Source organism: Pseudomonas sp. GM41(2012), from assembly GCF_000282315.2.
GTDB lineage: Bacteria > Pseudomonadota > Gammaproteobacteria > Pseudomonadales > Pseudomonadaceae > Aquipseudomonas.
The window spans coordinates 25415-51443 of sequence record NZ_AKJN02000005.1 but is presented as its reverse complement, the minus strand read 5'-3'; the positions used below and the strand labels follow the sequence as shown (position 1 = coordinate 51443).

Here is a 26029-nt window from a genome sequence, read left to right as displayed (position 1 = left end):
CGAACGCAGGCTGCGCCAGCTGCTACACATCAGATTCAGCGGAGCTTCGCCAACAGTTCTTGTGCCGCAGCTTCAGAGGAAGCCGGATTCTGACCGGTGATCAGCAAACCATCAGTGAGCACATAACTCGCCCAATCAGCACCTTTGGAATAGACACCACCCTTCTCCTTAAGCATGTCCTCCACCAAAAACGGCACAACCTTCGTCAGTTGCACAGCCTCTTCCTCAGTGTTGGTAAAGCCCGTCACGCGCTTGCCTTTGACCAGCGGCTGGCCGTCTGCGCCCTTGACGTGACGCAACACACCCGGGGCGTGGCAGACCGCTGCGACCGGTTTGCCTGCCTGGTAAAACGCCTCGATCAGAGCGATCGAAATTTTGTCTTCGGCCAAATCCCACAGCGGGCCATGGCCGCCCGGGTAGAAAATCGCGTCATAATCTTCAGCCCTCGCGCTGCTCAGCAGAGCGGTAGACGCCAATGCGGACTGGGCGGCGGAGTCTTTGCGAAAGCGCTCGGTGGCCGCGGTTTGCGCGTCCGGCTCGTCGCTTTTTGGGTCCAGCGGTGGTTGACCACCCTTGGGCGAGGCCAGGGTCAACTGAGCGCCGGCGTCCTTGAAGGCGAAATACGGTGCGGCGAATTCCTCCAGCCAAAAGCCGGTTTTCTTACCCGTGTCACCCAATTGATCGTGTGACGTTAGAACCATCAGGATTTTCATGTCGTTCTCCTTGAGTTCGCAGATGTTCATTCATCTCGGCGCTGAGTTTGACCTCCGGGCTGCTGTGTTCGTTGCACCTGTCACCCTAGCGGTTCTGCTACCGGTTTTCGGCAAATCAGACGATGGGTCACCGAATGATGGCTAACGGCCTTGATGCGCAAGAAGTTGCGCACTCATCACTGCGAAAGCCCTTCCCGGGTGACTGATCGCCCGGCCTGTCAGGCCCCCAGCCAAGTGCGCAAGAAGTTGCGCAGTACTGCGCAACTTCTTGCGCACATTCACAGGCGATCGCTGCCGAACATTCTCCACACGGTCGAAAAAATCTCTCAACCACCTGATTTATATAGCATTAACGGTTTATGGCACGGACCTTGATAACAGTCAGGCACCCACCGGGCGATACCGCCTCCCGGGCACCCTAACTTTTAGCAAGGAGCACATCCATGGCTACACCAGCGTACATGTCCGTCACTGGCGAGAAACAAGGTCTGATCACTGCCGGCGCATTCACCGCCGACTCGGTTGGCAACACCTACCAGGAAGGTCACGAAGACCAGGTCATGGTTCAGGCTTTCAGCCACGACGTGATCATCCCGCGTGACCCACAGTCCGGCCAACCGACCGGTCAGCGCGTTCACAAGCCAGTCGTGATCACCAAGGTCTACGACAAGGCTTCGCCACTGCTGCAAGCCGCTCTGACCTCCGGCGAGCGCATGAGCGAAATCGTTATCCAGTGGTACCGCACTTCGGCTCAAGGTACCCAAGAGCACTACTACACCACCAAACTGGAAGACGCGATCATCGTCGCCATCAACAACAAAATGCACAACTGCCAGGATCCGTCGAACTCGCACTTCACGCACCTGGAAGAAGTGCAATTCACCTACCGCAAAATCACCTGGACCCACGAAGTATCCGGTACTTCGGGTTCCGATGACTGGCGTGTTCCGGTCGCTTAATCGCGGCTGACGGTTCCAAACATCGGCCAGCTCTGCTGGTCGATGTCATTTGCGCCTTCCAAGAATTTTCGCGTCCGCAAGCGCCCGTTTGGGTGCAGGCGTGCGCCGCAGTACTGCACGAGGAACAAGGGATGTTCGCGCCGGCCAATCAAACTCACTTTGCCCTGACCATCGAAGGTCTTTCCAGCGACTTCCAGGTTTTTTCCCTGCAAGGTCGGGAAGCCATCAGCCAGCCTTTTGTGTTTGAGGTGGAGCTGGTCAGTGAACAGCCGTCCCTGGACCTCGAGACCCTGCTGCACAAACCGGCCTTTTTGCAGCTCTCGCCTGACGGCAGCGGCATTCATGGCCAGATCTACCGCGCCGCCCAGGGTGATTCCGGCAAACGCCTGACCCGCTACGCGGTGACCCTGCGCCCGCAACTGTCTTACCTGGCGCACCGCATCAACCAACGCATCTTCCAGAACCTTAACGTGCCGAAAATCATCGGCAGCGTCCTCGAAGAGCACGGCATCCAAAGCAATGCCTATGAATTCAAAGTCGGGGCGATTTATCCCGAGCGCATTTACTGCGTTCAGTACGATGAATCGGACCTGCAGTTCGTTCAGCGTCTGTGCGAGGAAGAAGGTATCCACTACCACTTTCAGCACAGCGCCACCGCCCACAAGCTGGTGTTCGGCGATGACCAGACGGTGTTCCCGAAACTCGCACCCGTGGCCTACCAGCAAGACTCCGGCATGGTCGCCAACGACCCGGTGATCAAGCGTTTTGACCTGCGCCTGGAAACCCGCACCAGCCGTACCACCCGCCGCGACTACGACTTCGAAAAACCACGCCTGACGCTGGAAAGCGAGAATCGCGGCGACGCCCTGCCCGACCTCGAAGACTACGACTACCCCGGTCGCTTCATCGACCGCGAACGCGGCAAGCACCTGGCCAAACGCGCCCTCGAACGTCACCGCAGCGACTTCCAGCTCGCCGAAGGCAAAAGCGATCAGCCCTTGCTGGTCAGCGGCCACTTCCTGGCCCTGACCCAACACCCGAAAGCCAAATGGAACGACCTGTGGCTGCTCACCGAAATCCTTCACGAAGGCAAACAGCCGCAAGTGCTGGAAGAGTCGGTCACCAGCAACACCACCAACCTGAAAGACGATTTCCACCAGGGCTACCGCAACCGCTTCCAGGCCACCCCGTGGGACGTACCAAACCGTCCGCCCCTGACGCAAAAGAAACCGCGCATCCTTGGCAGCCAGAGCGCCGTGGTCACCGGGCCAAAAGGTGAAGAGATCCACTGCGACCAATACGGTCGCGTCAAAGTGCAATTCCACTGGGACCGCGAAGGCCAGGCCGACGACAAGACCAGCTGCTGGCTGCGTGTCTCGTCCGCCTGGGCCGGCGCCCACTACGGCGGCATCGCCATCCCGCGCATCGGCATGGAAGTACTCGTCAGCTTCCTCGAAGGCGACCCCGACCAACCGCTGATCAGCGGCTGCCTGTACCACAAGGAAAACGTCGTCCCGTACGCCCTGCCGGCGAACAAGACCCGCAGCACCTTCAAAACCCTGAGCTCCCCCGGTGGCGGCGGTTACAACGAACTGCGCATCGAAGACAAAAAGGGCCAGGAACAAATCTTCCTGCACGCCCAACGCGACTGGGACGAAAACGTCGAACACGACCAGAAAATCCGCGTCGGCAACGAACGCCACGACACCGTCGAGCAAAACAGCTACAGCGAATTCAAGGCCGAAGAACACCACACCGTCTACGCCGACCGCAAAGTCGAAACCCGCGCCAACGACCACCTCACCGTGGGCGTCAACCAGCACATCAAGGTCGGCACCGGCCAGTTCATCGAAGCGGGCCAGGAAATCCACCTGAGCAGCGGCATGAAAGTCGTGCTCGAAGCTGGCAGTGAACTGACCCTCAAGGGTGGCGGCAGCTTCATCAAGATTGATGGCAGCGGTGTGACGTTGAGCGGGCCGGTGATCAACATGAACTCCGGGGGGAGTCCCGGTAGCGGGACTGGCGCGGCACCGTTGATGCCCGGCGCGCTGAAACAGGCCGACGCCGACAAGGCCGGCGCGGTTCTGACCCCGGCTCAGATCAACACCCTCAAACGCAACGCGCCGTTCTGTGAAGAGTGCGAGAAATGCAAGGCAGGTGCTTGTGCGATCTGATCTTTTGACCCCGCAGGCTTGGCTGGCTGAACGGCCGTTGCAGGTTAATGAACGTCTTTATTTGATTGTCAGTGCGGCTAGCGATGCCGAGCCACTGAAGGCCTTCTACCAGCAGGATATGGCGCCGGAGCTGATACCGATCTGGAGCGGCACGCCGTACGCCGATTGGCAACCAGTGATGCCCTACCTCGCCGAGCTGAAACCCAACAATGGTTTCCTTCAGTGGATTGCTGAAACCGACGCTCAGGATTGGGGCTGGCTGGCGGTGTCCACCAGCACGCCAGACGTGGTGTTCGAACATCTTCGCAGTTTGACTCAAGTGCATATGCCCGATGGCACCGAGGTGTTTTTTCGGTTCTGGGACGGGCGACATATTTTCCCGATTCTTGAAGGATTGGGTGCTGGCGCGGGTGAAGTTTTACCGGTGTTTGACCGCTACCTGATCAATGGCCAAACACTGGAGGTGGGACCGAGGGCAGTGCCACCGGCCAAAGCCTGGCCGTGGTGGGAGGTGCCGCAGAAGTTAGTCGACACGCTGGCGGAAAAAGACCACACCACCGTCGTCGACAACCTGATGCAGTGGCTGGGAGAGGACTGCCCCGAACTGTTCTTCGCCTTCCCCGAAAGTAACTTGCGCCACAAGGTCGAGCGCTTCGTGCGCCAACAATCCAATACAGAAGATATGGCAGAGCGTCTTGCTGCTGAGCTGACAAAGGAAGTCACGTCATGATTGATCCCATCGGTAAATTGGTCCTTCAAGTCCTGGACGCCAAGACGCCTGACGTGAATGTCATCCTCAAGGATTTCAATAATTGCCTGAGCGACTACAAGACCTGGGCCGACGGCTTCTGGACTGGCTGGGCAATGGATGTAGATCAAAAGTTCAAAGTGGGCAACGAAGTCAGCGTCACTGAGCGCAAGACCAAGACAGGACCCGTTGAAACCTACGCCACCTGTCCGTTGATGGGTGATTTCACGCTGATCCACATGTTTGAAAGCGCACGGTACGTGCCCATTGGCAATACGCCAGTCAAGCTCGAACCCGTCAAAAAAGCGATGTTCGGCGGATACGACGTTGTCGGCCCGGTGATTCCCGCAAACATCGGTCCGAGCGGCATTGAAGTCATCAAAGGCTGCAAGCCGGGTCAGATGTACCGAATTACTTTTTTCCCGAATGTTTCTGAAAGCAACGTCAAGGCGCTGTATGCCTCGTACCAGGGTGTTATCGGTAATCTTGACGGCTGGTTGAAAAGCGAGTGGTCGAGCAAGTTCCAGCCGCAATGGGTGAGCTACACGGCAGCTGACCGGGCGGGGCGCTCGGTCATTTTGGTGAAGTCCGCACTTGATAGTCTTGAGAAAGCACTTCTGGGTCTCTGGGATGACATCAAAAGCCTATTCGAATTATTAGCCCACCCTGTCGACAATGCGAAGAAGCTTCTCCAGTACCTGAATGAAGACGAGGTAAAAAAACTCTATTCAGCGTCGAAAGAGGCCATTGCTACCGGGCTGCTGATTCTCAGCGACGAGCCGCTGATGTTCATCTATCTCTCGGCCATTGTCGCGTGGGTCGGCATGTTGCCGCCGCAAGTCTGTGTGGAAGTGATTACCGCCATCAGCACTTCCTTTCTGATCAACGTGGTACTGGGGATCTGTCTTTCCGGTGGCGTCGGGCTGGCGATTCGTGTTGGCACAAAAACCTTAGTCAAAGTCAAATCGGGTACCGCAGTACAAATGCTGCAAGAGTTTGCCGAAAAACTCTTGGCGACGAGTAAGGGACACGCCTTGAAGGCTCACGGTGAAACCGTGAAACCTCTTCTTGCCAGCGCGCAAGGCGTACCGATGAACGCCGCCAAAAAGGCCACGTTGAAAATCGAACAAGCGACTAAGACAACCGCCAAAGGTCCAGTGCCGATCACCAGCGATACGCCTACCCTGCTGGAGAAAAACGCCTCTGTATTTGCTCGTAAGAAAGCTGAAAAACACTACGTTCTGGAGCCAAAGGAAAAGATCGACGACGTTTCTACTCAGTCGAAAACACCTGACGACAAAAGCGCCGCATGCGCCAAGAAAACCTGCACCAATGGTTGCCCCGTATCGATGGTCACTGGCGAAGAACTGCTGACCCTGACCGACGGCGAACTCGGCGGTCTGCTGCCCTTCAGCTGGACGCGCCTTTATCGCACCAGCGCTGCGGAAATCGACTGCGGCCTCGGCTACGGCTGGAGCCACGCCCTCGCTCAACGCGTCGACATCAACGGCGACGAGGTGATCTGGACCGACCACGAAAACCGTATCACTACGTTCCCGTTACCAAGTGTGCAGCGCCTGGCGATCACCAACAGCCTGTCGGAAGCGGCGATTTTCCTCGGTGAGGATCCCTCCGAACTGATCCTCACCCAAGCCGGTGAGCGCACCCAGTTCTACCATTTCCGCTACAACACCAAAGGCGCGACGCTGATTGCCATCAGTGACGATTATGGCAATCGCCTGCACATTACCCGTGACATCCACGGTCGAATCAAACGTGTCGATAACGGTGCCGGTCGCGCCCTCCTCGTGCGTTACGATCGAAAGCACATCGTCGCCATCGACTATCAGCAGTTCAGCCCGGCTGACAATCTGGAAGATGCCTGGATCACCATCCAGACGATGGTCACCTATGGCTACGATGCCCAGCACCGCCTGATCGAAGCTAAAAACGCCGCCGGTGAAGCCGAGCGTTATGCCTACAACGACCAAAACGTCATTCTCGAGCGTCAACTGGCTGGCGGCGCAAGTTTCTACTGGGAATGGGAAAAAGAAGGCAAATCAGCACGCTGCATCCATCACTGGGCAAGCTTCTCGCAGATGGACGCGCACTACGCTTGGGATGACAAGGGCAGCGTCACTGTTACCAACGCCGACGGCAGTGAAGAGGTCTACACCCACGACGATAAGGCTCGACTGGTTGCCAAAGTCGACCCGGATGGCGCCGAACACCTGAAGGCCTATGATGACAAGGGTCGCCTGATCGCCGAAAAAGACCCTCTCGGCGCAGTCACCGAATACCAATACAACGAAGCCGGCCGACTGGTCGCGGTCATTCCACCAGAAGATGCACCGACTACCTACGAGTATTACCGCGGCTTCGTCCGCGTGGTGAACCGTGGGCCGGCGACCTGGAAATACTGGCGCAACGACCAAGGCGACATCACCGAACAAATCGACCCAGACGGCAATTCGACCCATTACAGCTACGACCGTCAGGGCCGTCTGCTGGAAATCCGCCATCCCGACGGCAGCCATCATCAACTGGGGTGGAACAATCTCGGCCAACTGCTCGAAGAACAACTGCCGGACGGCGGTCAGCGCAAGTACCGCTATGACGCGCTAGGTCGGCAAATCACTCGCCAGGACGAAAGCGGCGCGATCACTCAATACCAATGGGACGCGGCGAACCGCCTCGCGCAAATCACCCTGCCAGGTGGTGCAACCCGTGCATTCACCTACAACGCCTACGGCAAAGTCACGGCCGAACGTGATGAATTGGGCCGCGTCACCCGCTTCGAATACGCCGATAACCTGCATCTGGTCAGCCGCCGCATCAACCCGGATGGCAGCCAGTTGCGCTATCGCTACGACAACTCGCGCCTGCTGCTCAGCGAGATCGAAAACCAACGTGGCGAGCACTACCACCTCGACTATTACCCTAATGGCCTTATCCAACAGGAAACCGGTTTCGACGGTCGACGTACCGCCTACGAATACGACCTCAAAGGTCAGTTGCTGAAGAAAACCGAGTTCGGCGACGACGGCAGTGAGCTGGTCACTGAGTACCAACGCGACACCGCTGGCCGCTTGCTGGTGAAAACCCTGGCCGATGGCGAGAAAATTCACTACAGCTATGACGCCCTCGGTCGCCTTGTGAACGTCGACGACGGCCACTGGCCCCTCGCCTACGAATACGACCTGCAAGATCGCCTGATCACCGAGCACCAAGGCTGGGGCACCCTACGGTACGAGTACGACCAACTCGGCCAGCTCAGCCATTGCCGCCTACCTGACGGCAGCAAACTCGACTATCGCCACCAATCCGGCGGCCGCCTGAGCAGCATCGACCTCAATGGCTCGCGTCTGACCACTCACCAGTTCAGCGCCGGTCGCGAACAGCAGCGCCAACAAGGCCTGCTGCTCAGCCAATACCAGTATGACGAACAAGGTCGATTGCAAGCTCACAGCGTCAGTCAGCAAGATCGCAACCTGTTCCAGCGCCGATACGCCTACGACGCCAACGGCAACCTCGCCGGCATCGACGACAGTCGCAAAGGTAATCGCAGCTACCACTACGACCCGCTCGACCGCCTGATCAACGTCCGTGGCACCACCCCGGAAAGCTTCGCCCACGACCCGGCAGGCAACCTCCTCGGCCAAGGCGACCAGCCAACCACGAACCTGGCCAACGTAAAAGGCAACCGCCTGCTAATGCAAGGCGACCGCCATTACGACTACGACGCCTACGGAAATCAGATCCGCGAACGCCGGGGCACTGGGCAAAAGCTTGTCACCGAGTACCGTTATGATTGCCAACACCGCCTCATCGGGGTCAGCCTTCCCGGCGGTAGCGTAGCGAGCTACAAGTACGACGTCTTCGGCCGTCGAATCGCAAAAACTATCGATGGTCAAACCACGGAATTCCTGTGGCAAGGCGAACGCCTCATCGCCGAAAGCGCGGACAACCGCTATCGCAGCTACATCTACGAGCCAGGCAGCTTCCGCCCGTTGGCGATGCTCGATGGTGAAGGCCCGCTAAAAGCCGAGCCGTTCTACTACCAACTCGACCACCTTGGCACCCCGCAGGAACTCACCGACTACAGCGGCGAGATCATGTGGTCGGCGAAATACCGCGCCTACGGCAACCTCGCCACCCTCGACGTGGCGGAAATTGATAACCCGCTACGCTTCCAGGGTCAGTACTTCGATGCGGAAACGGGCTTACATTACAACCGGCATCGCTACTACAATCCTGGCACTGGGCGGTATTTGACGCCGGATCCGATCAAGCTTGCGGGGGGGTTGAACAACTACCAGTACGTGCCTAACCCTACGGGGTGGGTGGATCCGTTGGGGTTGGCCTGCGGAGTTGGAAATTGCCCCAAAGTCACTCGAGATGCCCAAGGCAGAATCACAGACTGGGAGTTTGATGTCACTCCGGATGACATAGGAACGGGTAGCGCGACGAATCAGGCCGCTCGGGATCATGCAAGAGAGCTTGGGAACGCAACTGATGACGCAGGACATGCGAGAGGGAACAAGCTAGGTGGACCAGGGACTGTGCTGGACAACATTTTCCCTCAAGCGCCATCAGTAAACCGGGGACAATTTAGAGTGTTCGAAAAAGGTGTTGCTGAACATATAACTGAAAATGACGTCAGCGCTAGCGCCCGCTTGACTGCAGTTTATGAAGGGCAAGACACTCGCCCGTACAAATTGATCTATAAAATTACATTCTCAGACGGCACGAAGCTTACCAAAGAATTTGACAACTAAAGGACACTACCAATGTTTATAGTCAAAACAGATATCAAAACAAACTCGTACATTGGTGGCAATCCTGTACTTCCATCAGGAGTAGATGCGCCGAAAAGTAAAAGCGACGTACCACTAACTTTCTTTTTTACCATTGAGTTCCCTGCCACGCACGCGCTCAGCGGCTACACGTTTAGCTTTTTCAGTGCTACAGATGAATTCGATGAAAATTTCACGATACCCGAAATGCTTAGTACGGACCTAAAGAACGCAATTATTCCAAACGGCTTTTTAAGAACATATCAAAAGCTTTTCAAAACATATTTATTTAAAACAGAAACAGCTCAAACATTAAATACAGCCTCTCGCATAAAACTTCAATATCTAGAGTTTTCCACCCAAGAAAATGGAGAAATTTTTGGCTGGGCTGGTCTACCTCCAAAATGGATACTTGAAGACGAAGCTCCGTCCACTTACGAAGGTGAAAGTCTCGACTTTCTACTCCAAGTAAAACGCGACCAGACTTTTGACATTACAGACGCAGCCCCACCACAAAAAGAAATTAATATATTTGGCGGAGAAAAAGACAGAAAAAAAAGAAATTACTTCTTCTTCAATCAAAATGAAACGTACTTTTTCGGCCAACCCTCAAAGGCTTTCGACAACAACGTATATATTCTTACTCAATGCGACTAAGCCAAAACAATTAAGAAAAAAAAAAGAAAAAAGGGGAAATATCTATTTTCCACGCAACCACGAAAATAAATCTGTCCCCTTTTGTTCGCTGCGCCGATGCTCTGCCTTCAGGACTAAAAATTGAGGAAATAAAATGGGCTCGAACAAAATCGTTTCCATTTGGACGGCGAACACCGACTGGGAACCGTCTACGCTTCGAGATGTGATGAGCCCAGAGTATTCTGACGGCGGAGACTATCTTGGCTCCGAGTTCAGCGAGGCTTTCTCACTTGGTTTTGTTGATGATGACACTGTCGAAGCAGATAAAATCGAGCCAACAAATTCTTTAATTGATGCAATTGACGGGTGCTCATACGACCTTGACATTGCGTCAGACATGAAAAATAAAAACACCCCTCTGACCGAAGCACCTATAGACACCATTGTCGCCATCTACGACTACTCCTTCTCGGGCACCCCCAAAAACATTAAAATCAGAAACAATCTATTTACATACCGAGGAAGTTTTGAATACCAAGACTAAACTCTCAGAGAATAGGCAGACATATTTCTGGACTCTAAAATAAATCTGCCCCTGAGAAATACAAGATACCTGCCAAAGATATTAGCCTTGGTAAAGAAGTCACATGGCATCACGTACCAGGAACGGATACACTCCAATTGGTAAGGTGCTATCAACATGAACAATCGAAAGACCCTCAATGGAATACTCTTTGGCAGAAGCTGTTCCATCCTAGAAACAAAGGGGGTCTGAAATGAAATTTGATTGGAGCTCTTTCGGGATTGAACAAGGTTCCTCAGTTGATAGCACTACGATTTCCCCAGTAAAAAAACTACTTGGTGTAAGCTTTCCAAAATCATACTTGGACTTGGTCACATATTCCGACGAAGCCTCTCCAGAGGTATCTGGATTTTCATATGGCGACGAAGGGACTTGCATAAGCGAGTTTTTTTCGTTCTCGCCTGATGTGACCCCGTATACCATCTCATGGTACTTAGGGGCAGGAAAACCCCCAGGGCTTCCCAAAGAAATGGTCCCTATAGCAAGGGATGCAGATGGTTACTTGGTTTGCCTGAATTTCAAAACATCCTCCATTACTGTTGAGATTTTTGATCCGAACTCAAGCAGTACTTATTTCGCTGCTAGTAATTTTGATGATTTTGTTAATTTGTGGAGTGAATAGGAGGAGCAGCAAAAAAGTCATGCAGTCCCGGAGGTGAATCGGGCACAAGGGATTGGAGTTCCGGAGCAAGCCGATGACATCATGAAAAACCCGAAATCTGATGACAAAACTATTGAAAGTCATCATATGTACAATGCACTGGCTGACAAAGCTTTTAACATCTATCCAGCAACAATAGATGAGCATCTATATAGATGGCACGGTGGAAGCTTCCAAAACGAGACCAAAGGAAAACTACTTAACCCATTGGTACCCGAGGATTTTTGAGCCATGACTAAGATAAGTATTACTTCTGCAGCCCCCACTAGCGACCTTGAAGTGGCCAAATTCCTACACCAACGATTTAAAATGTCGCTGATTGGTTCACAAAAAAAGCTCACCATGGGGGATAAAGGTTTTTTTTACACGTGTGACCTCTATCAAAATGACCATGTTGAGCGCGACAAGGATATTCGCGACATAATTACCTTCTTCAATAAAAAGAAACTTCCACTGCTGCTCCTAGAAATCGAAGATGAACAGGAATGGGGGGATTTAGATATAGACAACCTTAGTCAGTATTCAATATCTGAAGAGGAACTGCTAAACGCTCTGGACTCATCTAAAGGACTTTACGAGTAACCGAGCCCTTTCTTCATACTTAAACACCTTGCTGGCCTTCGATGAAATGAGTGAATTTTTGCTCCCCGATGTCAGCATCATACCCAAACGGCCCTTCAACCAGCGCTTTCACTCGGGACAGGAGTCCACCGCATGCCTTACCCCGATCTGCAAAACGCTGTTCAACATGCAGGGTTCACCATCACTGATTACTCAGATCAACGAGCTTACTTCGGCTGTTGGTCGCTGACCGTCGAAGGTCATGGGCGCACCTATTTAATCGTCAACGAAGGTCGAGACGGTTGGCTGATGTTTTATCGCGCAGACGCGGGAGGGACAATGACTGAGTTAGACAAGAAAGAATCGGCCTGGATGGATGACGCCGACAAAGCAACCCAATGCCGGATCTGGCTTTCTCACAGCCGCCCTGCCCCACAGCCTCACAAAGTCCGCAGTTACTACGTGATTGCGGAAAAGGATCTTGTACCGCAGCAGCCCCATAGTTCTGATTGGCCCAAGTTGATCGGTTACTGCTACGACGATGCTTATTTCTTGTTTTTTGAAGGCAAGGGTCATGGACTGGCTGGGACAGCAATATCGGCTGGCGAAGCGAAAAGACCTGAGTGGCTTGCGATGTTCACGGCGCTGGATGTGGGATGGTTTCTGGATTTTCTGGAAACGTCACGGTGCACGTCTGAAGAGGAATTTGTCCTGACGTTGAGCGCAAAAGTTGGCTCGCTCAGTGTCTGTCGATATTAAGTACGGACTGTCATAAAAAAACATTTGGTCAAAGCCTCTATCGCCCGGACATATAGCGCCTTTTAGCCGGCGCTGCATTCATAATTGCGCCGGCATCAGGCATTGCCACCCGCACCAAGTAAACCGGATACCCCCCCAAAGGAATGACCCCTTGATTACCAACGTCACCGTTAACCAACACCCGTTAGCGGAACAGTCATGAATTTCCCCAAACTTTATTTGCTCACATTGACCTTGTTGCTGAGCGGCTGCAAAGAAGACTTCGCCACCTTGCACTTCCCGGACACGGTACGCTCGGACCCCGCTTCCGGGCCTCAATACACCGATACCCTGGTCCATGAAAAATACAAAAAACTGATTTTCGACGCCGTTTCAGCGCGTGGCATTGATCCCGACGCGGTGGTGCTGGAGCGGGTTCAAGATCAAGACAAATTGATCCTGCTACGCTTGGCCGATAGTTCGCTCAGCGACGATCAACGCAACACGCTACGTGCGGTATTTGATGAGGTCATCCAGGCTCGCAAGGCCAGCTCGCGAAAATTAAGTCTCGATCTCGCCGAAGAAAAGGGTGACGTACCTGAGCGGGAGCAGGCCAGAACCGTTGATTTCATTCTCGATATACAACCGAACATCGAGCTCACCAGCAAGTTGGCAGGCATTTGGGGCGATGGCTTTCAAAAGATGGCGATCGCTTTTAAATATGGCATTGGGGACGAGGTTAAATGCCAGCTGTCCGCCAATCTTTTACCCGCCCCTGACTTACGAATCACAGCTTATGAACCGAATTCGAAGACCCGTGAAAACGCGTTCCTGACGCTGCTGACCACTACTGAACGCCCCGCCAAAGTGAGCGCTCACTGGCGCTTTCAGGATCCAGCGCTGATGAATGCGATTCGCAGCGGCTTGGTCAACGTTTTGCCCTCGACGTCTATTACCACTCGCGATAATCGCAGAACGTGGATGGTGGTCGACCAGATTGCACTTGAATTTGGCTCTATCGGAGAACAGACGATACATCCGGGTCAACTGGGTCGCACAGACCAAAGCGGGATGGAGGCATTATGTGCCAAGAAAGGTGAAGCGCTTGGACGACCGTTTTCATTCTATTTAGGGGACAGCCTGGATCGTTTGAGCCATGTCGAATACTTATGATCTGCGCAGATCTCAAGCCGATGCCTCTATGACAATGGCGCGCTTTTGCACGGCTTTGCGTTAAATATAAAAACGGGCGATCTAATGATCGCCCGTTTTATGCACTTCAAGTCAGCACACTGTCCTCAACCTCATACTTAACCACCACCCGATTCTTATAAAGCCGCTCACTCCTCAACACCTGACTCTCCTGCCCCTTGCTCCTGACCTCCCGCCAAATCTCGTTCTCCCGAAACACTCGCCCACCGTCCCGCACAAACCGGTGCCCAAGTTGATAAACGTGATACCGAAACTCTCTCACCTGATCGCATAACAACTCCCCTTCCAACTGTTGCTCGGTAACATTCAGCTTCAACTGAAAATGGCGATCAGTCGGGTTATGCAGCACCAGGTCAATATAGTTGTAAAAGATCGACGCCCCGGAGCCGAATGGCAGTACTCGCCCTTCGTCAGGAAAGGGATCGAAGCTGTGGTTCGACCGTTCAACGACGACCAATGGCGAGTGAATCGCCATCCAGTGAATCAGGTTGCTCAGTTGGCAGATCCCGCCGCCGATGCCGCTGCGGGCTTCACCAAATGACAGCTCCATGCCTTCGACATAACCGCGTTTGCGGGTGGGCCGGCCCACGAGGCGGCAAAATGAAAAATATTCGCCAGGACGGATGACGACGCCGTCGATCGAAGCAACGGCCAGTTTCAGGTTGATGACTTTGTTGTGTTGCAGAGCAAGATCGGAGTTGCCGAGTTTGCGGATCAGTTTGGAGGTGTGCTTGAGGTAGCGAAATGGCAATCGGGAGACGGCGTTCACCGAAACAGCGTATTGCTTGCGGGAGAAGCGCCAAGCCAGTTGGCGGAACAGTCTTTTTTGCCACACGCGGAGCCAGTAGAGCGCCGGGTGGTAGAGGGAGAGTGGTTTCATCCTTGTCATAACGGCGGCAGCCGTTTTCTTCCTTGATCTGCAAAATGCCGCGCATTTTAACGTATTGCTGCAGGGGTGTACCGCACTTCGAGAAGGTGTTCGCCCAGTGTAATGGCCTGGCAATCCATGCACCGGTAAAGAGCCCTGACACTGGGCGAACGGGAAGTATTTTAATTGAAGTTTTCGAATATGTCCGCGTATATGAACATGAAATTTATCGAAACAACTTTCGATTAAATGTCGGCCCAAATACCATTTCACAGACCAGCAAACTCACCAGTTAGACCATTAAAACTGATTGTTCTTATACATAAAAGTAGTACGAGAACAATCAATATATAGAGCTAATGCTCAACTTCAGTGCTTGCTGGTCACTGTCAATATGTCGGTATAGGTCACAACGACACTCTGTCCAACTTTCAGATCTTTCAATTTCGCTTGAACTTCGGGTCTGACGACGTCAACGGTCTTGGACTGGCCGGCGGGGTTCTCGAAGGTGATCTGGTTTTTCTTCACGTCGATTTTGGTGATTTTCAGTTGGACCTGCACCTGACGGTAGGCTTCACCGCCCGGGTTGTCGCTTCCGGGAGCTGCGCGGACTTCGCCCGCGCGTTCGACGCTGCCTGGCAGGCCTTTGTCGATATCGGTGTCGAGGTAGGCGGCGACAGCGCTGGTAACCTTGACATCGACTTGGTCGCCGACTTTCAAGTTGCCGAGGTTTTTGGCCTTGTCGGTCAATTGCACATGGACCTGACGACCTTCCGGCCCCTCCAGGACGACCTGATGTTTGGCAGCATCGACCGAGACAACTTTGGTGGTGACCTGATCCGCCTCCACAACGGCAGACAGCGGGATGTCCGCAGCCATGGCGCTAAGACTGGCGGCAGACAGCAGGGTCGCAAGGGTAATGGCTTTGGTCAGTGCGTGAAGTTTCATAAGCGGTACATTCCCTGTGAATTGGAGGCAGCAACGAGCGCTGAACCACCGTCCAGCGTCCTCTGCGCAGATGAGCATAGACGCTGATCAGGGAGTGTTCGCAGTTTCTTGGAGAACGCCTCAAGTCTCGGGATCGTCAACCTCCTGGGCGACGTTCACGGCAGGCGAGTCTTTATGGGAATGATCGGCCTTGGCCTTCAAGGCTTGCCATTGTTCCAGGTCGATGGCGCCCTGCCCCAGCAAGTCGTCGGCCACTCGCAGCAGTTCGGCATAGTGGGCGTCGGGGGATTGTTGCCAGTAGGCCTTGTCTTCGAACAGGCGCTGCCACGAGGCAAGGTCAGGTGGTTTGAGGTCGTCGCTCATGAGTGGGCTCCTGCGGGGGTTCTCACGGTAGAGGGTTGGGCATCGCGAGGAGTTCCGGGGGGATTTCGGGGAGATCAAGATCAACGTCAAAGGATCGCAGGCTTCGCCAGCTCCTACAGGGAGCCTCAATACCCGGTCATTTCCAGATAACCCTGGCCACCATGGCTGCCGCTCAATTGTACCGGCCCTTCCCAATAGGGAATGCGCAAAGCCATCCACGCATTGGGGTTGAGCGCGCTGATTGTGATCTCGAGGTGTTTGTCGGGGATTTTGATCGACCAGCGCACCGGCATCGAACGTCCGGCGACGTTGGCGGTGTCTTGCGGTGTGAGGCTGATGTCGGCGGCGTGCAGTAGCTGCGTCTGGCCCTGAGCGTCGATCCAGGTGCCGGTGAGGTAAGGCGCGCCGTCTTTCTGCCGCATGCGGTAGAGCATCACCTGCTCGCCGCTGTCCAGGTGCAGGGAAAACCAGTCCCAGCCCGTCTGGTTGGCGGTCAGGGGTTGGCTGCTCCATTCCCGGTCGAGCCAGGCCGGGCCGCTGACTTGATAGGTTTTGCCGTCGATTTCCAGCGTGCCGCGGGCCTGAAAAAACGGCTGACTGTAGTAGTACGACGCCTGCCCTTGTTCGGATTTCTGACTGAAGCCTTTGTCGCCCTGAAGCACCAAAGGACGCGTGGAGCTCAGCCGCAGTTGATAGTCAAAATGCTTGTCCCGGGCGCTGAGTTGAAGATCCGCCATAGGGTCGGAACCCTGACTGCTGAAACGCCAATCATCGATCCACGCGTTGAACGGAGTGAGACTCACACCAGCCTGACCAACGCCGCCACGGGCGTAACGTTCGGCGGCGTGATGCACCGTCGCCGACGTCACGGCCGCGTGGCCAAGCCAGATAATTTGATTACCCCAGCCGGCCACTTCGGGCGTCGCTTTCAAGGCGCTGCGAAACAGCGTCCATTGCGCGCCGAACTCGCGCCCCTGATCGTCCTTGAGGTTGGCGGTGACGTACCACCATTCGATGCGAAAACCGTCATGAGGACCGTGATCCGCCGGAAAGCTGAACACCCGACCGGGCACCACCGGCGTAAACGCGGCGGCCTGATGACCCAGCCCCGCGAAGCCTTTCTCAACAGGCGCCGAGTCATCGCAGCCGCTCAATAATGCCAGTAGCAACACACCGACCTTAATCTTCATGAGCAAACGTCCTCAGCAGATCCGCCGGTTGCGTGCGGTACAGCGAATACAGCGGCCACGCCGACGCCAACAAAGTCGCCAACAGCGCCAACCCCATCAACTGCAACAGCTGCAGCGGAAACACCCGCAGCGGCAAGCGCCAACCGAAGGCCTGAACGTTGATCACCGTGTCCAGGCACCACGCCAGCGCGATCCCCAACGGTAACGCCAGCACCAGGGTCAGCACCGCCAGCAACCAAGTCTGGCCGAGATTGAGCAACATCAGTTGCCGGCGAGTCACGCCGAGCGCCCACAGGGGGGCAAGTTGCCCGAGGCGGCTCTGGCTTTGCGTCAGCAGGCTGATGAACAGCGCCACGCCCGCCACGCAGAGGGTCAGGCTGTTGAGTGCGGCGGTCGCGGCAAAGGTGCGTTCGAACACTTGCGTGGACCAACCCTTGAGCCGGGCCTGATCGACGATGCGGCTGTCCTCCAGCGTGAAGCGGGTTTGCAGCGCGGTCAGGAAAGCGGGGATCAACGTCGGGTCGATGCGCAGGTTGAAACGGCTCGGGGTCAGCTGCGGCCAGCCGCGCAGCAGATGGTTGACGTTGACCAGAATGTGGCCCTTGGGATTGCCGTAATCGGCGTAGATGCCGACGATCCGTGGCGACCAGGCGCCGTTCGGTGTGGGAATCGTCAGGTGATCGCCAAGGCGCACCTTCAGCCGACGGGCCAGTTGTTCACTGAGCATCAGTGCGTCGTCCTTGGCCAGTCGGTCCCAAGGGTTGTCGCCCAAGGCTTCCAGCAATGGCCAATGCTGGCGATACGTCGGGTGATCGATCACGCCGAAGACGTCCGCCGGCCAGCCTTGCAACTGGATCGACACTTGCCAGCTGGGCAGCACCGCCGTGAGTCCGGGTTGCTGCTGGAGCCAGGTTTGCAGTTCTCTGGCCTGGGCCGGATTTCGCGGATTGACGTACAGTTCGGCGGTCAGGCGTTGTTCGAGCCAATCGCTGAAGGTCTGACGAAAACCGGCCGTCATGCTCCCCGCTCCAATGTTTGCCGCCAGTGCCAACAACAGCGCCATCAGCGCCAGGCTCAGGGCCGGCAGTTGTTGACGGCAGTCGGCGAGAAACCATTGGCCGAGCACCGAGCGACTGCGATGCAGCACCCGGTTCAACACCCAGTTGAGCACCACCGGCAACGCCAGCGCAGCGCCGATCAACAGTGCCGCCATCAGCACGAAGCCACTGCTCAGGCTGTCGCCAAAGATCAATGCCAGCACTGCGATCACCGCGGCGATCACGGCAACCCAACCCTGACGCCGCAACCAGCGCGCGTGAGCCTGATGCCAGGCCTGCGGATCGGCCAAGGCCAGCAAAGGCAGGCGCGCAGCCCGCAACAAACTGTTGGCCCCTGCCAACAACGCGCCCAACAGACTCAGGCCGACGCCGCTGAGCCACCACCACGGACTGAGGCTCAACTGCCCCGCCACTTCAGCGCCGTACAACCCGCGCAGACTCGCGGCGACGTCCGGCAGCAGCACGCTGGCCAACAGGTAGCCGCTGGCGACACCGACCAGTCCGCCGATCAACGCAAACCCACCCAGTTCGACCGCCAGACAGACAATCAGCATCCGTGCACTGACGCCGCAGGCACGCAGGGTTCTGAGCAAGCCACGGCGTTGTTCCAGCGCCAGGCCGATCGCGGCGTGGACGATGAACAGGCCGACCACGAATGACAGAAAACCCAGCGCATCGAGGTTCAGGTGAAAGCTTTCGGTGAGGCGCGACAAATTGTTCTCTTCGCCGCTGGTCTTGAGCTGCAGCTGTCCTTTGAATTGATCAGGCAGGGTCGCGGTGAAATCCTTCGGCAGCAGCAGGCGTGACAGCTGATCCGGCAGGCCGAGAATCTGCTGGGCGAAGCCGATATCCACCAACAACACACCGGGGGCCATATCCGGTTGGGCATGCAGCGGCGGCAAGGCCTGACCACTCAAAGTCAGCGGGCGTTCGCCCTCCTGCAGACCCAGTGCCTGCAACGTCTGCGGCGAAATCCAGGTACTGCCCGGCGGGCTGAAAAACTCGACAACCTGCTCAATCGGCAACGCCTGCCCAGCCACGGATGAACCGGCGGGCAGCGACACCGGCTCGATGCCCATCAACTGCAAGCGCTGGTCGTCATGCCCCTTGAGCGTCACCCGACCTTGCAGGACTGGCGACACCGGCCAACCCGCACGGCGCAGGTCGACAAACACTTGCTGGGAGAAGGTCGCGCCGCTGGGCGCACTGAGGCTGGCCTGGGGTTCGCCGCCGATCAACTGACTGGCCCGGGCATAGCTTTCACGCGCCTGGCTGTTCAGCGCCTGCACGCCGGTCAGCAGACTGGTGGCGAGCCAGAGCCCGGTCAGCACACTGAAAAATTGCACCGGGTGCTGCCGCCAATGACTGAGCAGCGCCCGCAGCGTTTCGCGAAAGACCCGCACCTCAGCGCTCGCCCGCGCCAGCCAGACGACCACCGTGGAGCACCACTTTATCGGCCAGCCGCGCGGCAACCCGTGAGCTGTGGGTGACCATCAACAAGGTGGTGGGACTGTCGTCGAGCAACTCCAGCAACAACTTCAAGACCTCATCGCTGGTGACTTCATCGAGGCTGCCGGTGGGTTCGTCGGCCAGCAGCAGTTTTGGCTGCGACGCCAGGGCACGGCCCAGCGCGACCCGTTGCTGCTGGCCGCCGGACAGCTGTTCCGGATAACGCTGCAGCAAATCAGCCAAGCCCAGACGTTGCACCAGATGCGCCTGCCAGCGCGGATCATGGCGCCCCGCCAGTCGTGCCTGGAACGCCAGATTGTCCTCCACGCGCAAACTGCCGATCAGGTTGAACTGCTGAAACACCAGGCCGATTTCGGTCCGCCGCCAGTTCGCCAGTTGCCCTTCGCTCATCTGCTCCAGACGATGTTCGCCGCTGCGGATACTGCCGCGATCGACCTTGTCGAGCCCGGCAATCAGGTGCAGCAAGGTGCTTTTGCCACTGCCCGATTCCCCCATCAACGCCAGGCTGCTGCCGGGTTTCAAGGTGAGGTCGACACCTTGCAGAACCGCTAATGGGCCCTGGGGAGTGGCGTAACTTTTGAAGACGCCTTGGACCGAAAGCATGGGGAAAACCGTTCGATGTGCGTGGAGCAAGGATAGCGGACGGCAGCGGCACCGCGAATAGACCCGCTCGGATACCCCATAGCCCACACACTTCAAGGAAAAAACATACACAACGAAGGAATTGCCTGACTGCTCATTCGTATCCAGATGGATACATTTGAGTAATAAATTTTGGCAAAGGAGGTTTAAACATGAGCCAGACTTTGACTACTTTCGATATGGCGGCTCTTCTGGACAGTGACGAAGCCATCAGCGAGTACCTTTCACAAGTGCTCGCAGACGGTGACAACGAAGAGTTTCTTCGCGCTATCGGCTACGTGGTGAAAGCGCGTGGAATGACACAGATAGCCAAGGACTCGGGTATGGGCCGCGAAAGCCTGTACAAGGCCTTCGCACCAGGTGCAAAACCACGTTTCGATACGGTTTTAAAGGTCATTCACGCCCTTGGCATTGATCTCTGCGCGCAGCCGGGTCATTCGGTCAATCACTCAACGCTCTGAGAGACTCTCTGCTTAGACTGCTTGCTTCTGCGCAACCAACGTAAAACACAACGGCAACTGCGCCGTTTGCTGCTCATACCGATCATAGAGTTCCTCGCGATTGGAATGCGGGTACTCCTTGAAGTGGCTGATCTGCAATCCCGCCTTGATGGCGCCGGTGAATATTTCGCCCAATGTGTGGACGAACCAGTAGGACGTCGCGGCCTGCTGTTCGATCTTGCCTTCGTAGACGATCGGCTGGTCCTGCACAAAAGGTTCGCTGCGAAAGTACGAGCTGTCCGGTCGATACGGATCGTTGGACTCGGGGTCGAACATTTCCAGGAAGGGGTGGGTTTCGTACACCACCAGACTGCCGCCGGGCTTGAGGGTTTGTGCGACATGGCGGAAAAATTCAGCGATGTCCGGCATCCAGTTCAACACGCCGATGGTGATCAGGGCCACGTCGAAGCGGCCATGAAGTTCTGTCGGCAAGTGATGAATGTCTGCCTCGATGAACTCAGGCGCATGGGGCGAGCGTGACGCCAGTTCCCGCGCCTGATCGAGGAACGCCTCGGACTGGTCGACGCCTGTGACGCTGCGGGCACCCAGCGCAAACAACGACAGGCTTTCGCGGCCGTTGTTGCAGCCCAGTTGCACCACGTCTTTGCCGTCGACACCGACCTGTTCCAGTAACCCTCGGAGGGTGTCGTCCAAGCAGCAAAAATCACTACAACCAACCGCCGTCAAACGGGCCTGCCATTCGGGGGTGTCCTTGTGGTGTCGGGCGGAGTCATTCCAGGCATCGCGGTTGCTGGCGATGGCTTTTTCTTTTGTCGGCATTTCCATTGCGCGCTCCAGACTGGGGTCTTTCATTAATTGCGTGCTGACACTATAACCGCGCTACAACCCACCCTCAGCCTGATCCAGCCGTTCACGCAAAAACTCGATCAACGCCTGCACCGGTCGCGATGCTTGACGGTGCTGCGGATAGACCGCCGACAACGTCAGCGGCTCGGAACGAAATGCGTCCAGCACCGGCACCAGCCTGCCGTCCTTCAACGCCGAACCCACAATGAAAGTCGGCAAGTAAGTAATCCCCATACCGGCGATCGCCGCGTCCCTGAGCAGTTCACCATTGTTCACCCGCATCCGCCCGGTGACATTGACCACCAACGGCTTGCCCTGCCCTTCGAAACGCCATTGCACCTGACGACCATGGCCGTAAGGCAGGCAGTCATGCGCGTGCAAGTCTTCGGGTTTGAGCGGCGTGCCGCGCTCGGCCAGGTAAGCCGGGCTGGCGCAGTACACTCGCTGGATGGAGGCGATGCGTCGGGCGATCAGCGTCGAATCCTCCAGAATGCCGATGCGCAGCGCCAGGTCATAACCCTCACTGAGCAAATCCACCGGTCGATCACTGAGGTCGACCTCCACCGTGACATCGCGATAACGCTGCAAAAACACCGGCAGCAAACAGCCCAAACGCGCCACCGCAAACGACAATGGCGCGCTGATACGAATAGTGCCGCGGGGCTCAGTGGTCTGGCCGGCGATGCCCTGCTCTACTTGCTCGACTTCGCCCAGCAGACGCAAGGCTGACTCGTAATAACTCTGCCCCAGTGGCGTCACGTCCAGTCGCCGCGTGGAGCGATTGAGCAGCCGCACGCCCAGACGCTCTTCGAGTTGCATCAACCGCCGGCTGACGAACTGCTTGGACAGACCCAATTGATCGGCCGCCGCGGTGAAGCTGCCGGAGTCCATGACCTGGCAAAAAATACGCATATCTTCGAACGGGTTCATTGTCACGCCTTGGTTGACAGTCAATCACTTTATAGCCGCTTTTTCCTTTTTAGACACCCTATTAATCTGTGTCCACGGTGTTGCTGAGGCCTGAACCACAGTGCTGGCAGCAACCTGAACCTTAGGTAATCAACGTCTAATTAAAAAGGATTTATCCCATGAACATCGTCAAAAAATCCCTGACCGCTTCCCTCCTCGCCCTCGCCGTAGGCAACGCCTTTGCCGCCGGCAGCCCGGGGGTCGAACACAACACGCAAGCCTTCCTCGAAGCGCTCGCTGCCGGCGGTGGCAAGCCGCTTGAGCAACTGAGCCCTGCAGATGCCCGTGCGGTACTGACCGGCGCGCAAAATTCGGTGAAGGTTGATCTGTCGGGTGTGGACGTCAGCGACCGTGCGATCACAGTCGATGGGCAAACCATCAACCTGAAAATCGTGCGGCCGGTTAAGGTCAAAGGTGAATTGCCGGTGTTTATGTTCTTCCACGGTGGCGGCTGGGTGTTGGGCGATTACCCGACTCACCAGCGCCTGATCCACGACCTGGTGGTCGGCTCCGGTGCTGTCGCGGTGTATGTCGATTACACGCCATCGCCGGAAGCGCACTACCCGACCGCGATCAACCAGGCCTACACCGCGACCCGTTGGGTGGCCGAGCATGGCAAGGAAATCGGCGTCGATGGCAAACGCCTGGCTGTGGCCGGCAACAGCGTCGGCGGCAATATGGCGGCGGTCGTGGCCTTGATGGCCAAGGAACAAAAAACCCCGGCCCTGCGCTTTCAGCTGTTGATGTGGCCAGTGACCAACGCACAGTTCGACACCGGGTCGTACCAGCAATTTGCTGAAGGCCACTTCCTGACCAAGGGCATGATGAACTGGTTCTGGGACAACTACACCACCGACAAAGCCGAACGTGTGCAGATCCATGCCTCGCCGTTGCAAGCCAGCGCCGAACAGCTCAAAGGCTTGCCAGCGGCCTTGGTACAAACCGCCGAGTTCGACGTGTTGCGTGACGAAGGCGAAGCCTATGCCCGCCACCTCGACGCGGCCGGTGTGCCGGTCACGGCCGTCCGCTACAACGGCATGATTCACGACTTCGGCCTGCTCAACCCGCTGAGCCAGATACCGGAGGTGAAAGCGGCGGTTCGCCAGGCGGCACAGGAGCTCAAGACGCATCTGAACTGAGTCCCCTCGCCTCGCCACACAGCAATGTGGGCGAGGCGGCTACGCGAATCGAAAGCAATCTTTAGCCGGAGTTTCCCCATGACCTTTATCCTCGCTCATCTGCTGTCATGGAGTGCCCTGCTGCTGGTGATCGACGCCGTGCTCTGGCACCTCGCGCCGTTCAAGCATCGCGTCACGCGGGTCGGTGTGCGTCTGTCGCTGTTCGTGATGTTCAGCGCGCTCTTGATCAATGCCGGTGTAAGCCCGTTACAGGCGCCGCTGTTCGCCGAGGATCGCGTAGCGCAATCGGGCGCCACGGCGCTGGGGATTCTCTGGTGGCTGTACGCCGCACGGGTGCTCACCGAAGTCATCGGTCTGGTACTGATGCGCCGCATCGGTCACAGCGGTCGGTTGCTGCAGGATGTCATCGGCGCACTGGTGTTTCTGATCGCCATCGTCGCGGCGGCCGGTTATGTACTGGAGTTGCCTGTGAAAGGTTTGCTGGCGACTTCCGGCGTCGTGGCAATCGTCGTTGGCCTGGCGTTGCAAAGTACCTTGAGCGACGTGTTTTCCGGGATCGTGCTCAACACCACCAAGCCGTATCAGGTGGATGACTGGATCATGATCGACGGCGTCGAAGGTAAAGTGCTCGACATCGACTGGCGCGCCACCCACCTGCTGACCAGTGCCGGCAGTACCGCGGTGGTGCCGAACTCGGTGGCGGCCAAGGCAAAAATCGTCAACCTCAGTCGGCCGAACAACATGCACGGCGTGTCGATCAGCATTCAGGTGCCTAACCACATCCGCCCGCGTCGGGTGCTGGATGCACTGGACCGCACGCTTCAGGGCACCAGCAGTTTGCTGCTCAATCCGGCACCGAAAGCAGTGCTGAAAGAGTCTGGCGAAACCATGTCCGAATACGTAGCCAGCGGGTTTATCGCCGAGCTGGGTAAAAAAAGCGAAGTGCGCAATCAACTGTTCGACCTGGTGCATCGGCACCTCGAAGCGGCGGGCATTTCCCGGCAGCTCGATGGCGTGATTGAACCGACGACCCGCGCACGGGCGTTGCTCGATGAAGTGAAAATCTTCCGTTCCTTGAGCGAGGATGAGCGTGATCAGATCGCCCAGTCGATGGTCCCGCAGCAGTACGCGGCAGGTCAGGTGGTGCTGGAACTGGGCGAAGTGCCGGACTGCTTGATGGTGATCGCCACCGGCGTGGTCAGCGCCACTGTACCCAATGGCACGGAGCAAACCGAAGCCGGGCGTATGGGGCCGAGCGAAGTCATGGGTGAGCAAAGCATTCTCACCGATACGCCCTCGCAGGCGACCTTCACCACCTTGACCTCGTGCATCATTTACCGGATCGACAAATCCCTGACTCGTAACTGCATGGAGCAACGCGTCGAAGTCGGTCGGGCGTTGAACAAGCTGCAAGCGGTCAGGCAGCAGAACAGTCGGTTGGCGTTGATGACCACACCGGTGCCGGTCAGGAAAAGCGGATTCCTCAGCTGGCTGCACAAACGCCAACCGGTGTAACGGAGCACACGGTCCAGGTAGCGAATAGCTCATTCGCCAGCAAAAAAAATGCCCGCACATTCGCGGGCATTTTTGTGTGTGATTGCAAACTTACTTCGAAGTCAGCACCGAGTAGCTGTTCATCAAATTGCGGTAGTTCGGAATGCGCGGCGACAGCAGGTTCGCCAGGCCTTCCATGTCGTTGCGCCAGTCGCCCTGCAGCTCGCAGGCCACCGAGAACCAGTTCACCAGTTGAGCACCGGCCGCCGCCATGCGCGCCCAGGCCGCTTGTTGCACGGTTTCGTTGAAGGTACCCGAGGCGTCGGTCACGACGAACACTTCAAACCCTTCAGCCAACGCCGACAGTGTCGGGAACGTCACGCAAACGTCGGTGACGACACCGGCGATGATCAGTTGCTTGCGGCCAGTGGCTTTAACGGCTTTGACAAAATCTTCGTTGTCCCAGGCGTTGATCTGGCCTGGACGCGGGATGTACGGCGCGTCCGGGAACTGCTCTTTCAACTCGGGAACCATCGGGCCGTTCGGACCGTTTTCGAAGCTGGTGGTCAGGATGGTCGGCAGCTTGAAGAACTTGGCCACATCGCCCAGTGCCAGTACGTTGTTCTTGAATTCGTTCGGCGAGAAATCCTGGACCAGCGAGATCAGGCCCGTCTGGTGGTCGACCAACAGGACAACGGCGTCATCTTTGTTCAGGCGTTTGTACGGAACGTTGCTCATGTGAAACTCCTCGGTGGATGGGTGTTACATGCGGCGCCGACGTACAGGGTCGGCGCTTTTTT

At 56.5% G+C, this 26029-nt stretch carries 23 protein-coding genes; 13 read left to right on the top strand and 10 right to left on the bottom strand.

Features of this window, described 5'->3' with window-relative positions; translation table 11 throughout:
• Positions 1-35 precede the first annotated feature (35 nt).
• A complete protein-coding gene (locus PMI27_RS26555; RefSeq protein WP_008153824.1) occupies positions 36-713 on the bottom strand; it encodes a type 1 glutamine amidotransferase domain-containing protein in 678 nt (225 codons plus the stop codon).
• A 443-nt stretch (positions 714-1156) separates the two neighbouring features.
• On the opposite strand from PMI27_RS26555, the gene PMI27_RS26560 reads away from it, so the two are divergent.
• The 10 genes from PMI27_RS26560 to PMI27_RS26595 all read left to right on the top strand — a co-directional run bounded on the left by PMI27_RS26560 (position 1157) and on the right by PMI27_RS26595 (position 13742).
• Positions 1157-1672 carry an Hcp family type VI secretion system effector gene (locus PMI27_RS26560; RefSeq protein ID WP_008153825.1) on the top strand — a complete coding sequence of 172 codons (516 nt, stop codon included), beginning with the start codon at positions 1157-1159 and terminating at the stop codon, positions 1670-1672.
• A 131-nt stretch (positions 1673-1803) separates the two neighbouring features.
• Positions 1804-3846, top strand: coding sequence for a type VI secretion system Vgr family protein (gene tssI / locus PMI27_RS26565; RefSeq protein ID WP_008153826.1), 2043 nt, complete (start codon positions 1804-1806; stop codon positions 3844-3846).
• A complete protein-coding gene (locus PMI27_RS26570; RefSeq protein WP_008153827.1) occupies positions 3836-4576 on the top strand; it encodes a DUF4123 domain-containing protein in 741 nt (246 codons plus the stop codon). Before tssI ends, PMI27_RS26570 begins: the two co-directional genes overlap by 11 nt.
• Complete coding sequence (locus PMI27_RS26575; RefSeq protein ID WP_008153828.1) at positions 4573-9372, top strand: RHS repeat-associated core domain-containing protein; 4800 nt, start codon at positions 4573-4575, stop codon at positions 9370-9372. The genes PMI27_RS26570 and PMI27_RS26575 overlap by 4 nt, the downstream gene beginning before the upstream one ends.
• A 12-nt stretch (positions 9373-9384) precedes the next feature.
• A complete protein-coding gene (locus tag PMI27_RS26580) occupies positions 9385-10047 on the top strand; it encodes a hypothetical protein (protein ID WP_008153829.1) in 663 nt (220 codons plus the stop codon).
• A gap of 133 nt (positions 10048-10180) precedes the next feature.
• Entirely contained in the window at positions 10181-10570 is a 390-nt protein-coding gene (locus tag PMI27_RS26585; protein WP_008153830.1) for an immunity 22 family protein, read from the top strand.
• A 232-nt stretch (positions 10571-10802) separates the two neighbouring features.
• Complete coding sequence (locus PMI27_RS30135) at positions 10803-11231, top strand: SMI1/KNR4 family protein (RefSeq protein WP_081757381.1); 429 nt, start codon at positions 10803-10805, stop codon at positions 11229-11231.
• 270 nt (positions 11232-11501) lie between these two features.
• Entirely contained in the window at positions 11502-11852 is a 351-nt protein-coding gene (locus PMI27_RS26590) for a hypothetical protein (RefSeq protein ID WP_008153831.1), read from the top strand.
• Between the two features lie 132 nt (positions 11853-11984).
• On the top strand, positions 11985-12590 hold the full coding sequence (locus tag PMI27_RS30010; RefSeq protein WP_008153832.1) for a hypothetical protein: 606 nt from the start codon (positions 11985-11987) through the stop codon (positions 12588-12590).
• A gap of 198 nt (positions 12591-12788) precedes the next feature.
• Positions 12789-13742 (top strand): hypothetical protein, encoded by a 954-nt coding sequence (locus PMI27_RS26595; protein ID WP_008153834.1) that lies wholly within the window; start codon positions 12789-12791, stop codon positions 13740-13742.
• A gap of 106 nt (positions 13743-13848) precedes the next feature.
• Here PMI27_RS26595 and PMI27_RS26600 read toward each other — a convergent pair whose 3' ends face one another.
• The 6 genes from PMI27_RS26600 to PMI27_RS26625 form a co-directional block, all read right to left on the bottom strand.
• A complete protein-coding gene (locus tag PMI27_RS26600; RefSeq protein ID WP_033053010.1) occupies positions 13849-14661 on the bottom strand; it encodes a VanW family protein in 813 nt (270 codons plus the stop codon).
• A gap of 357 nt (positions 14662-15018) precedes the next feature.
• A complete protein-coding gene (locus PMI27_RS26605; protein WP_008153836.1) occupies positions 15019-15597 on the bottom strand; it encodes a hypothetical protein in 579 nt (192 codons plus the stop codon).
• 120 nt (positions 15598-15717) lie between these two features.
• On the bottom strand, positions 15718-15960 hold the full coding sequence (locus tag PMI27_RS26610) for a hypothetical protein (RefSeq protein ID WP_008153837.1): 243 nt from the start codon (positions 15958-15960) through the stop codon (positions 15718-15720).
• 125 nt (positions 15961-16085) lie between these two features.
• The gene (locus PMI27_RS26615) at positions 16086-17150 is read right to left on the bottom strand and encodes a lipocalin-like domain-containing protein (RefSeq protein WP_008153838.1); all 1065 of its coding nucleotides are present in this window, start codon (positions 17148-17150) and stop codon (positions 16086-16088) included.
• Positions 17140-19611 carry an ABC transporter permease gene (locus tag PMI27_RS26620; protein ID WP_008153840.1) on the bottom strand — a complete coding sequence of 824 codons (2472 nt, stop codon included), beginning with the start codon at positions 19609-19611 and terminating at the stop codon, positions 17140-17142. The genes PMI27_RS26615 and PMI27_RS26620 overlap by 11 nt, the downstream gene beginning before the upstream one ends.
• Before the next feature lies 1 nt (position 19612).
• Positions 19613-20281 carry an ABC transporter ATP-binding protein gene (locus PMI27_RS26625; protein WP_008153841.1) on the bottom strand — a complete coding sequence of 223 codons (669 nt, stop codon included), beginning with the start codon at positions 20279-20281 and terminating at the stop codon, positions 19613-19615.
• A 191-nt stretch (positions 20282-20472) separates the two neighbouring features.
• Here PMI27_RS26625 and PMI27_RS26630 point away from each other — a divergent pair, with 191 nt between their 5' ends.
• Entirely contained in the window at positions 20473-20781 is a 309-nt protein-coding gene (locus PMI27_RS26630; RefSeq protein ID WP_008153842.1) for an addiction module antidote protein, read from the top strand.
• 12 nt (positions 20782-20793) lie between these two features.
• On the opposite strand, the gene PMI27_RS26635 is transcribed toward PMI27_RS26630, so the two are convergent.
• Together PMI27_RS26635 and PMI27_RS26640 are read right to left on the bottom strand one after the other, a co-directional pair.
• A complete protein-coding gene (locus PMI27_RS26635) occupies positions 20794-21606 on the bottom strand; it encodes a class I SAM-dependent methyltransferase (RefSeq protein WP_008153843.1) in 813 nt (270 codons plus the stop codon).
• 54 nt (positions 21607-21660) lie between these two features.
• Positions 21661-22557, bottom strand: coding sequence for a LysR family transcriptional regulator (locus PMI27_RS26640; protein ID WP_008153844.1), 897 nt, complete (start codon positions 22555-22557; stop codon positions 21661-21663).
• Positions 22558-22715: 158 nt separating this feature from the next.
• On the opposite strand from PMI27_RS26640, the gene PMI27_RS26645 reads away from it, so the two are divergent.
• Positions 22716-23735, top strand: coding sequence for an alpha/beta hydrolase (locus PMI27_RS26645; protein WP_008153845.1), 1020 nt, complete (start codon positions 22716-22718; stop codon positions 23733-23735).
• 78 nt (positions 23736-23813) lie between these two features.
• Complete coding sequence (locus tag PMI27_RS26650; protein ID WP_008153847.1) at positions 23814-25250, top strand: mechanosensitive ion channel family protein; 1437 nt, start codon at positions 23814-23816, stop codon at positions 25248-25250.
• Positions 25251-25340: 90 nt separating this feature from the next.
• Here PMI27_RS26650 and ycaC read toward each other — a convergent pair whose 3' ends face one another.
• Positions 25341-25967 (bottom strand): isochorismate family cysteine hydrolase YcaC, encoded by a 627-nt coding sequence (gene ycaC, locus PMI27_RS26655; protein ID WP_008032694.1) that lies wholly within the window; start codon positions 25965-25967, stop codon positions 25341-25343.
• Positions 25968-26029 lie beyond the last annotated feature (62 nt).

Bases quoted from the DNA above. Each gene is read 5' to 3' on its own strand.
- PMI27_RS26640 (WP_008153844.1), bottom strand. From the start codon at position 22,557: ATGAACCCGTTCGAAGATATGCGTATTTTTTGCCAGGTCATGGACTCC.
- PMI27_RS26605 (WP_008153836.1), bottom strand. From the start codon at position 15,597: ATGAAACTTCACGCACTGACCAAAGCCATTACCCTTGCGACCCTGCTG.
- PMI27_RS26650 (WP_008153847.1), top strand. From the start codon at position 23,814: ATGACCTTTATCCTCGCTCATCTGCTGTCATGGAGTGCCCTGCTGCTG.
- PMI27_RS26595 (WP_008153834.1), top strand. From the start codon at position 12,789: ATGAATTTCCCCAAACTTTATTTGCTCACATTGACCTTGTTGCTGAGC.
- PMI27_RS26585 (WP_008153830.1), top strand. From the start codon at position 10,181: ATGGGCTCGAACAAAATCGTTTCCATTTGGACGGCGAACACCGACTGG.
- PMI27_RS26610 (WP_008153837.1), bottom strand. From the start codon at position 15,960: ATGAGCGACGACCTCAAACCACCTGACCTTGCCTCGTGGCAGCGCCTG.
- PMI27_RS26600 (WP_033053010.1), bottom strand. From the start codon at position 14,661: ATGAAACCACTCTCCCTCTACCACCCGGCGCTCTACTGGCTCCGCGTG.
- PMI27_RS26615 (WP_008153838.1), bottom strand. From the start codon at position 17,150: ATGAAGATTAAGGTCGGTGTGTTGCTACTGGCATTATTGAGCGGCTGC.
- PMI27_RS30135 (WP_081757381.1), top strand. From the start codon at position 10,803: ATGAAATTTGATTGGAGCTCTTTCGGGATTGAACAAGGTTCCTCAGTT.
- PMI27_RS26630 (WP_008153842.1), top strand. From the start codon at position 20,473: ATGAGCCAGACTTTGACTACTTTCGATATGGCGGCTCTTCTGGACAGT.
- PMI27_RS26555 (WP_008153824.1), bottom strand. From the start codon at position 713: ATGAAAATCCTGATGGTTCTAACGTCACACGATCAATTGGGTGACACG.
- PMI27_RS26645 (WP_008153845.1), top strand. From the start codon at position 22,716: ATGAACATCGTCAAAAAATCCCTGACCGCTTCCCTCCTCGCCCTCGCC.
- ycaC (WP_008032694.1), bottom strand. From the start codon at position 25,967: ATGAGCAACGTTCCGTACAAACGCCTGAACAAAGATGACGCCGTTGTC.
- PMI27_RS26625 (WP_008153841.1), bottom strand. From the start codon at position 20,281: ATGCTTTCGGTCCAAGGCGTCTTCAAAAGTTACGCCACTCCCCAGGGC.
- PMI27_RS30010 (WP_008153832.1), top strand. From the start codon at position 11,985: ATGCCTTACCCCGATCTGCAAAACGCTGTTCAACATGCAGGGTTCACC.
- PMI27_RS26560 (WP_008153825.1), top strand. From the start codon at position 1,157: ATGGCTACACCAGCGTACATGTCCGTCACTGGCGAGAAACAAGGTCTG.
- PMI27_RS26635 (WP_008153843.1), bottom strand. From the start codon at position 21,606: ATGGAAATGCCGACAAAAGAAAAAGCCATCGCCAGCAACCGCGATGCC.
- tssI (WP_008153826.1), top strand. From the start codon at position 1,804: ATGTTCGCGCCGGCCAATCAAACTCACTTTGCCCTGACCATCGAAGGT.
- PMI27_RS26575 (WP_008153828.1), top strand. From the start codon at position 4,573: ATGATTGATCCCATCGGTAAATTGGTCCTTCAAGTCCTGGACGCCAAG.
- PMI27_RS26590 (WP_008153831.1), top strand. From the start codon at position 11,502: ATGACTAAGATAAGTATTACTTCTGCAGCCCCCACTAGCGACCTTGAA.
- PMI27_RS26580 (WP_008153829.1), top strand. From the start codon at position 9,385: ATGTTTATAGTCAAAACAGATATCAAAACAAACTCGTACATTGGTGGC.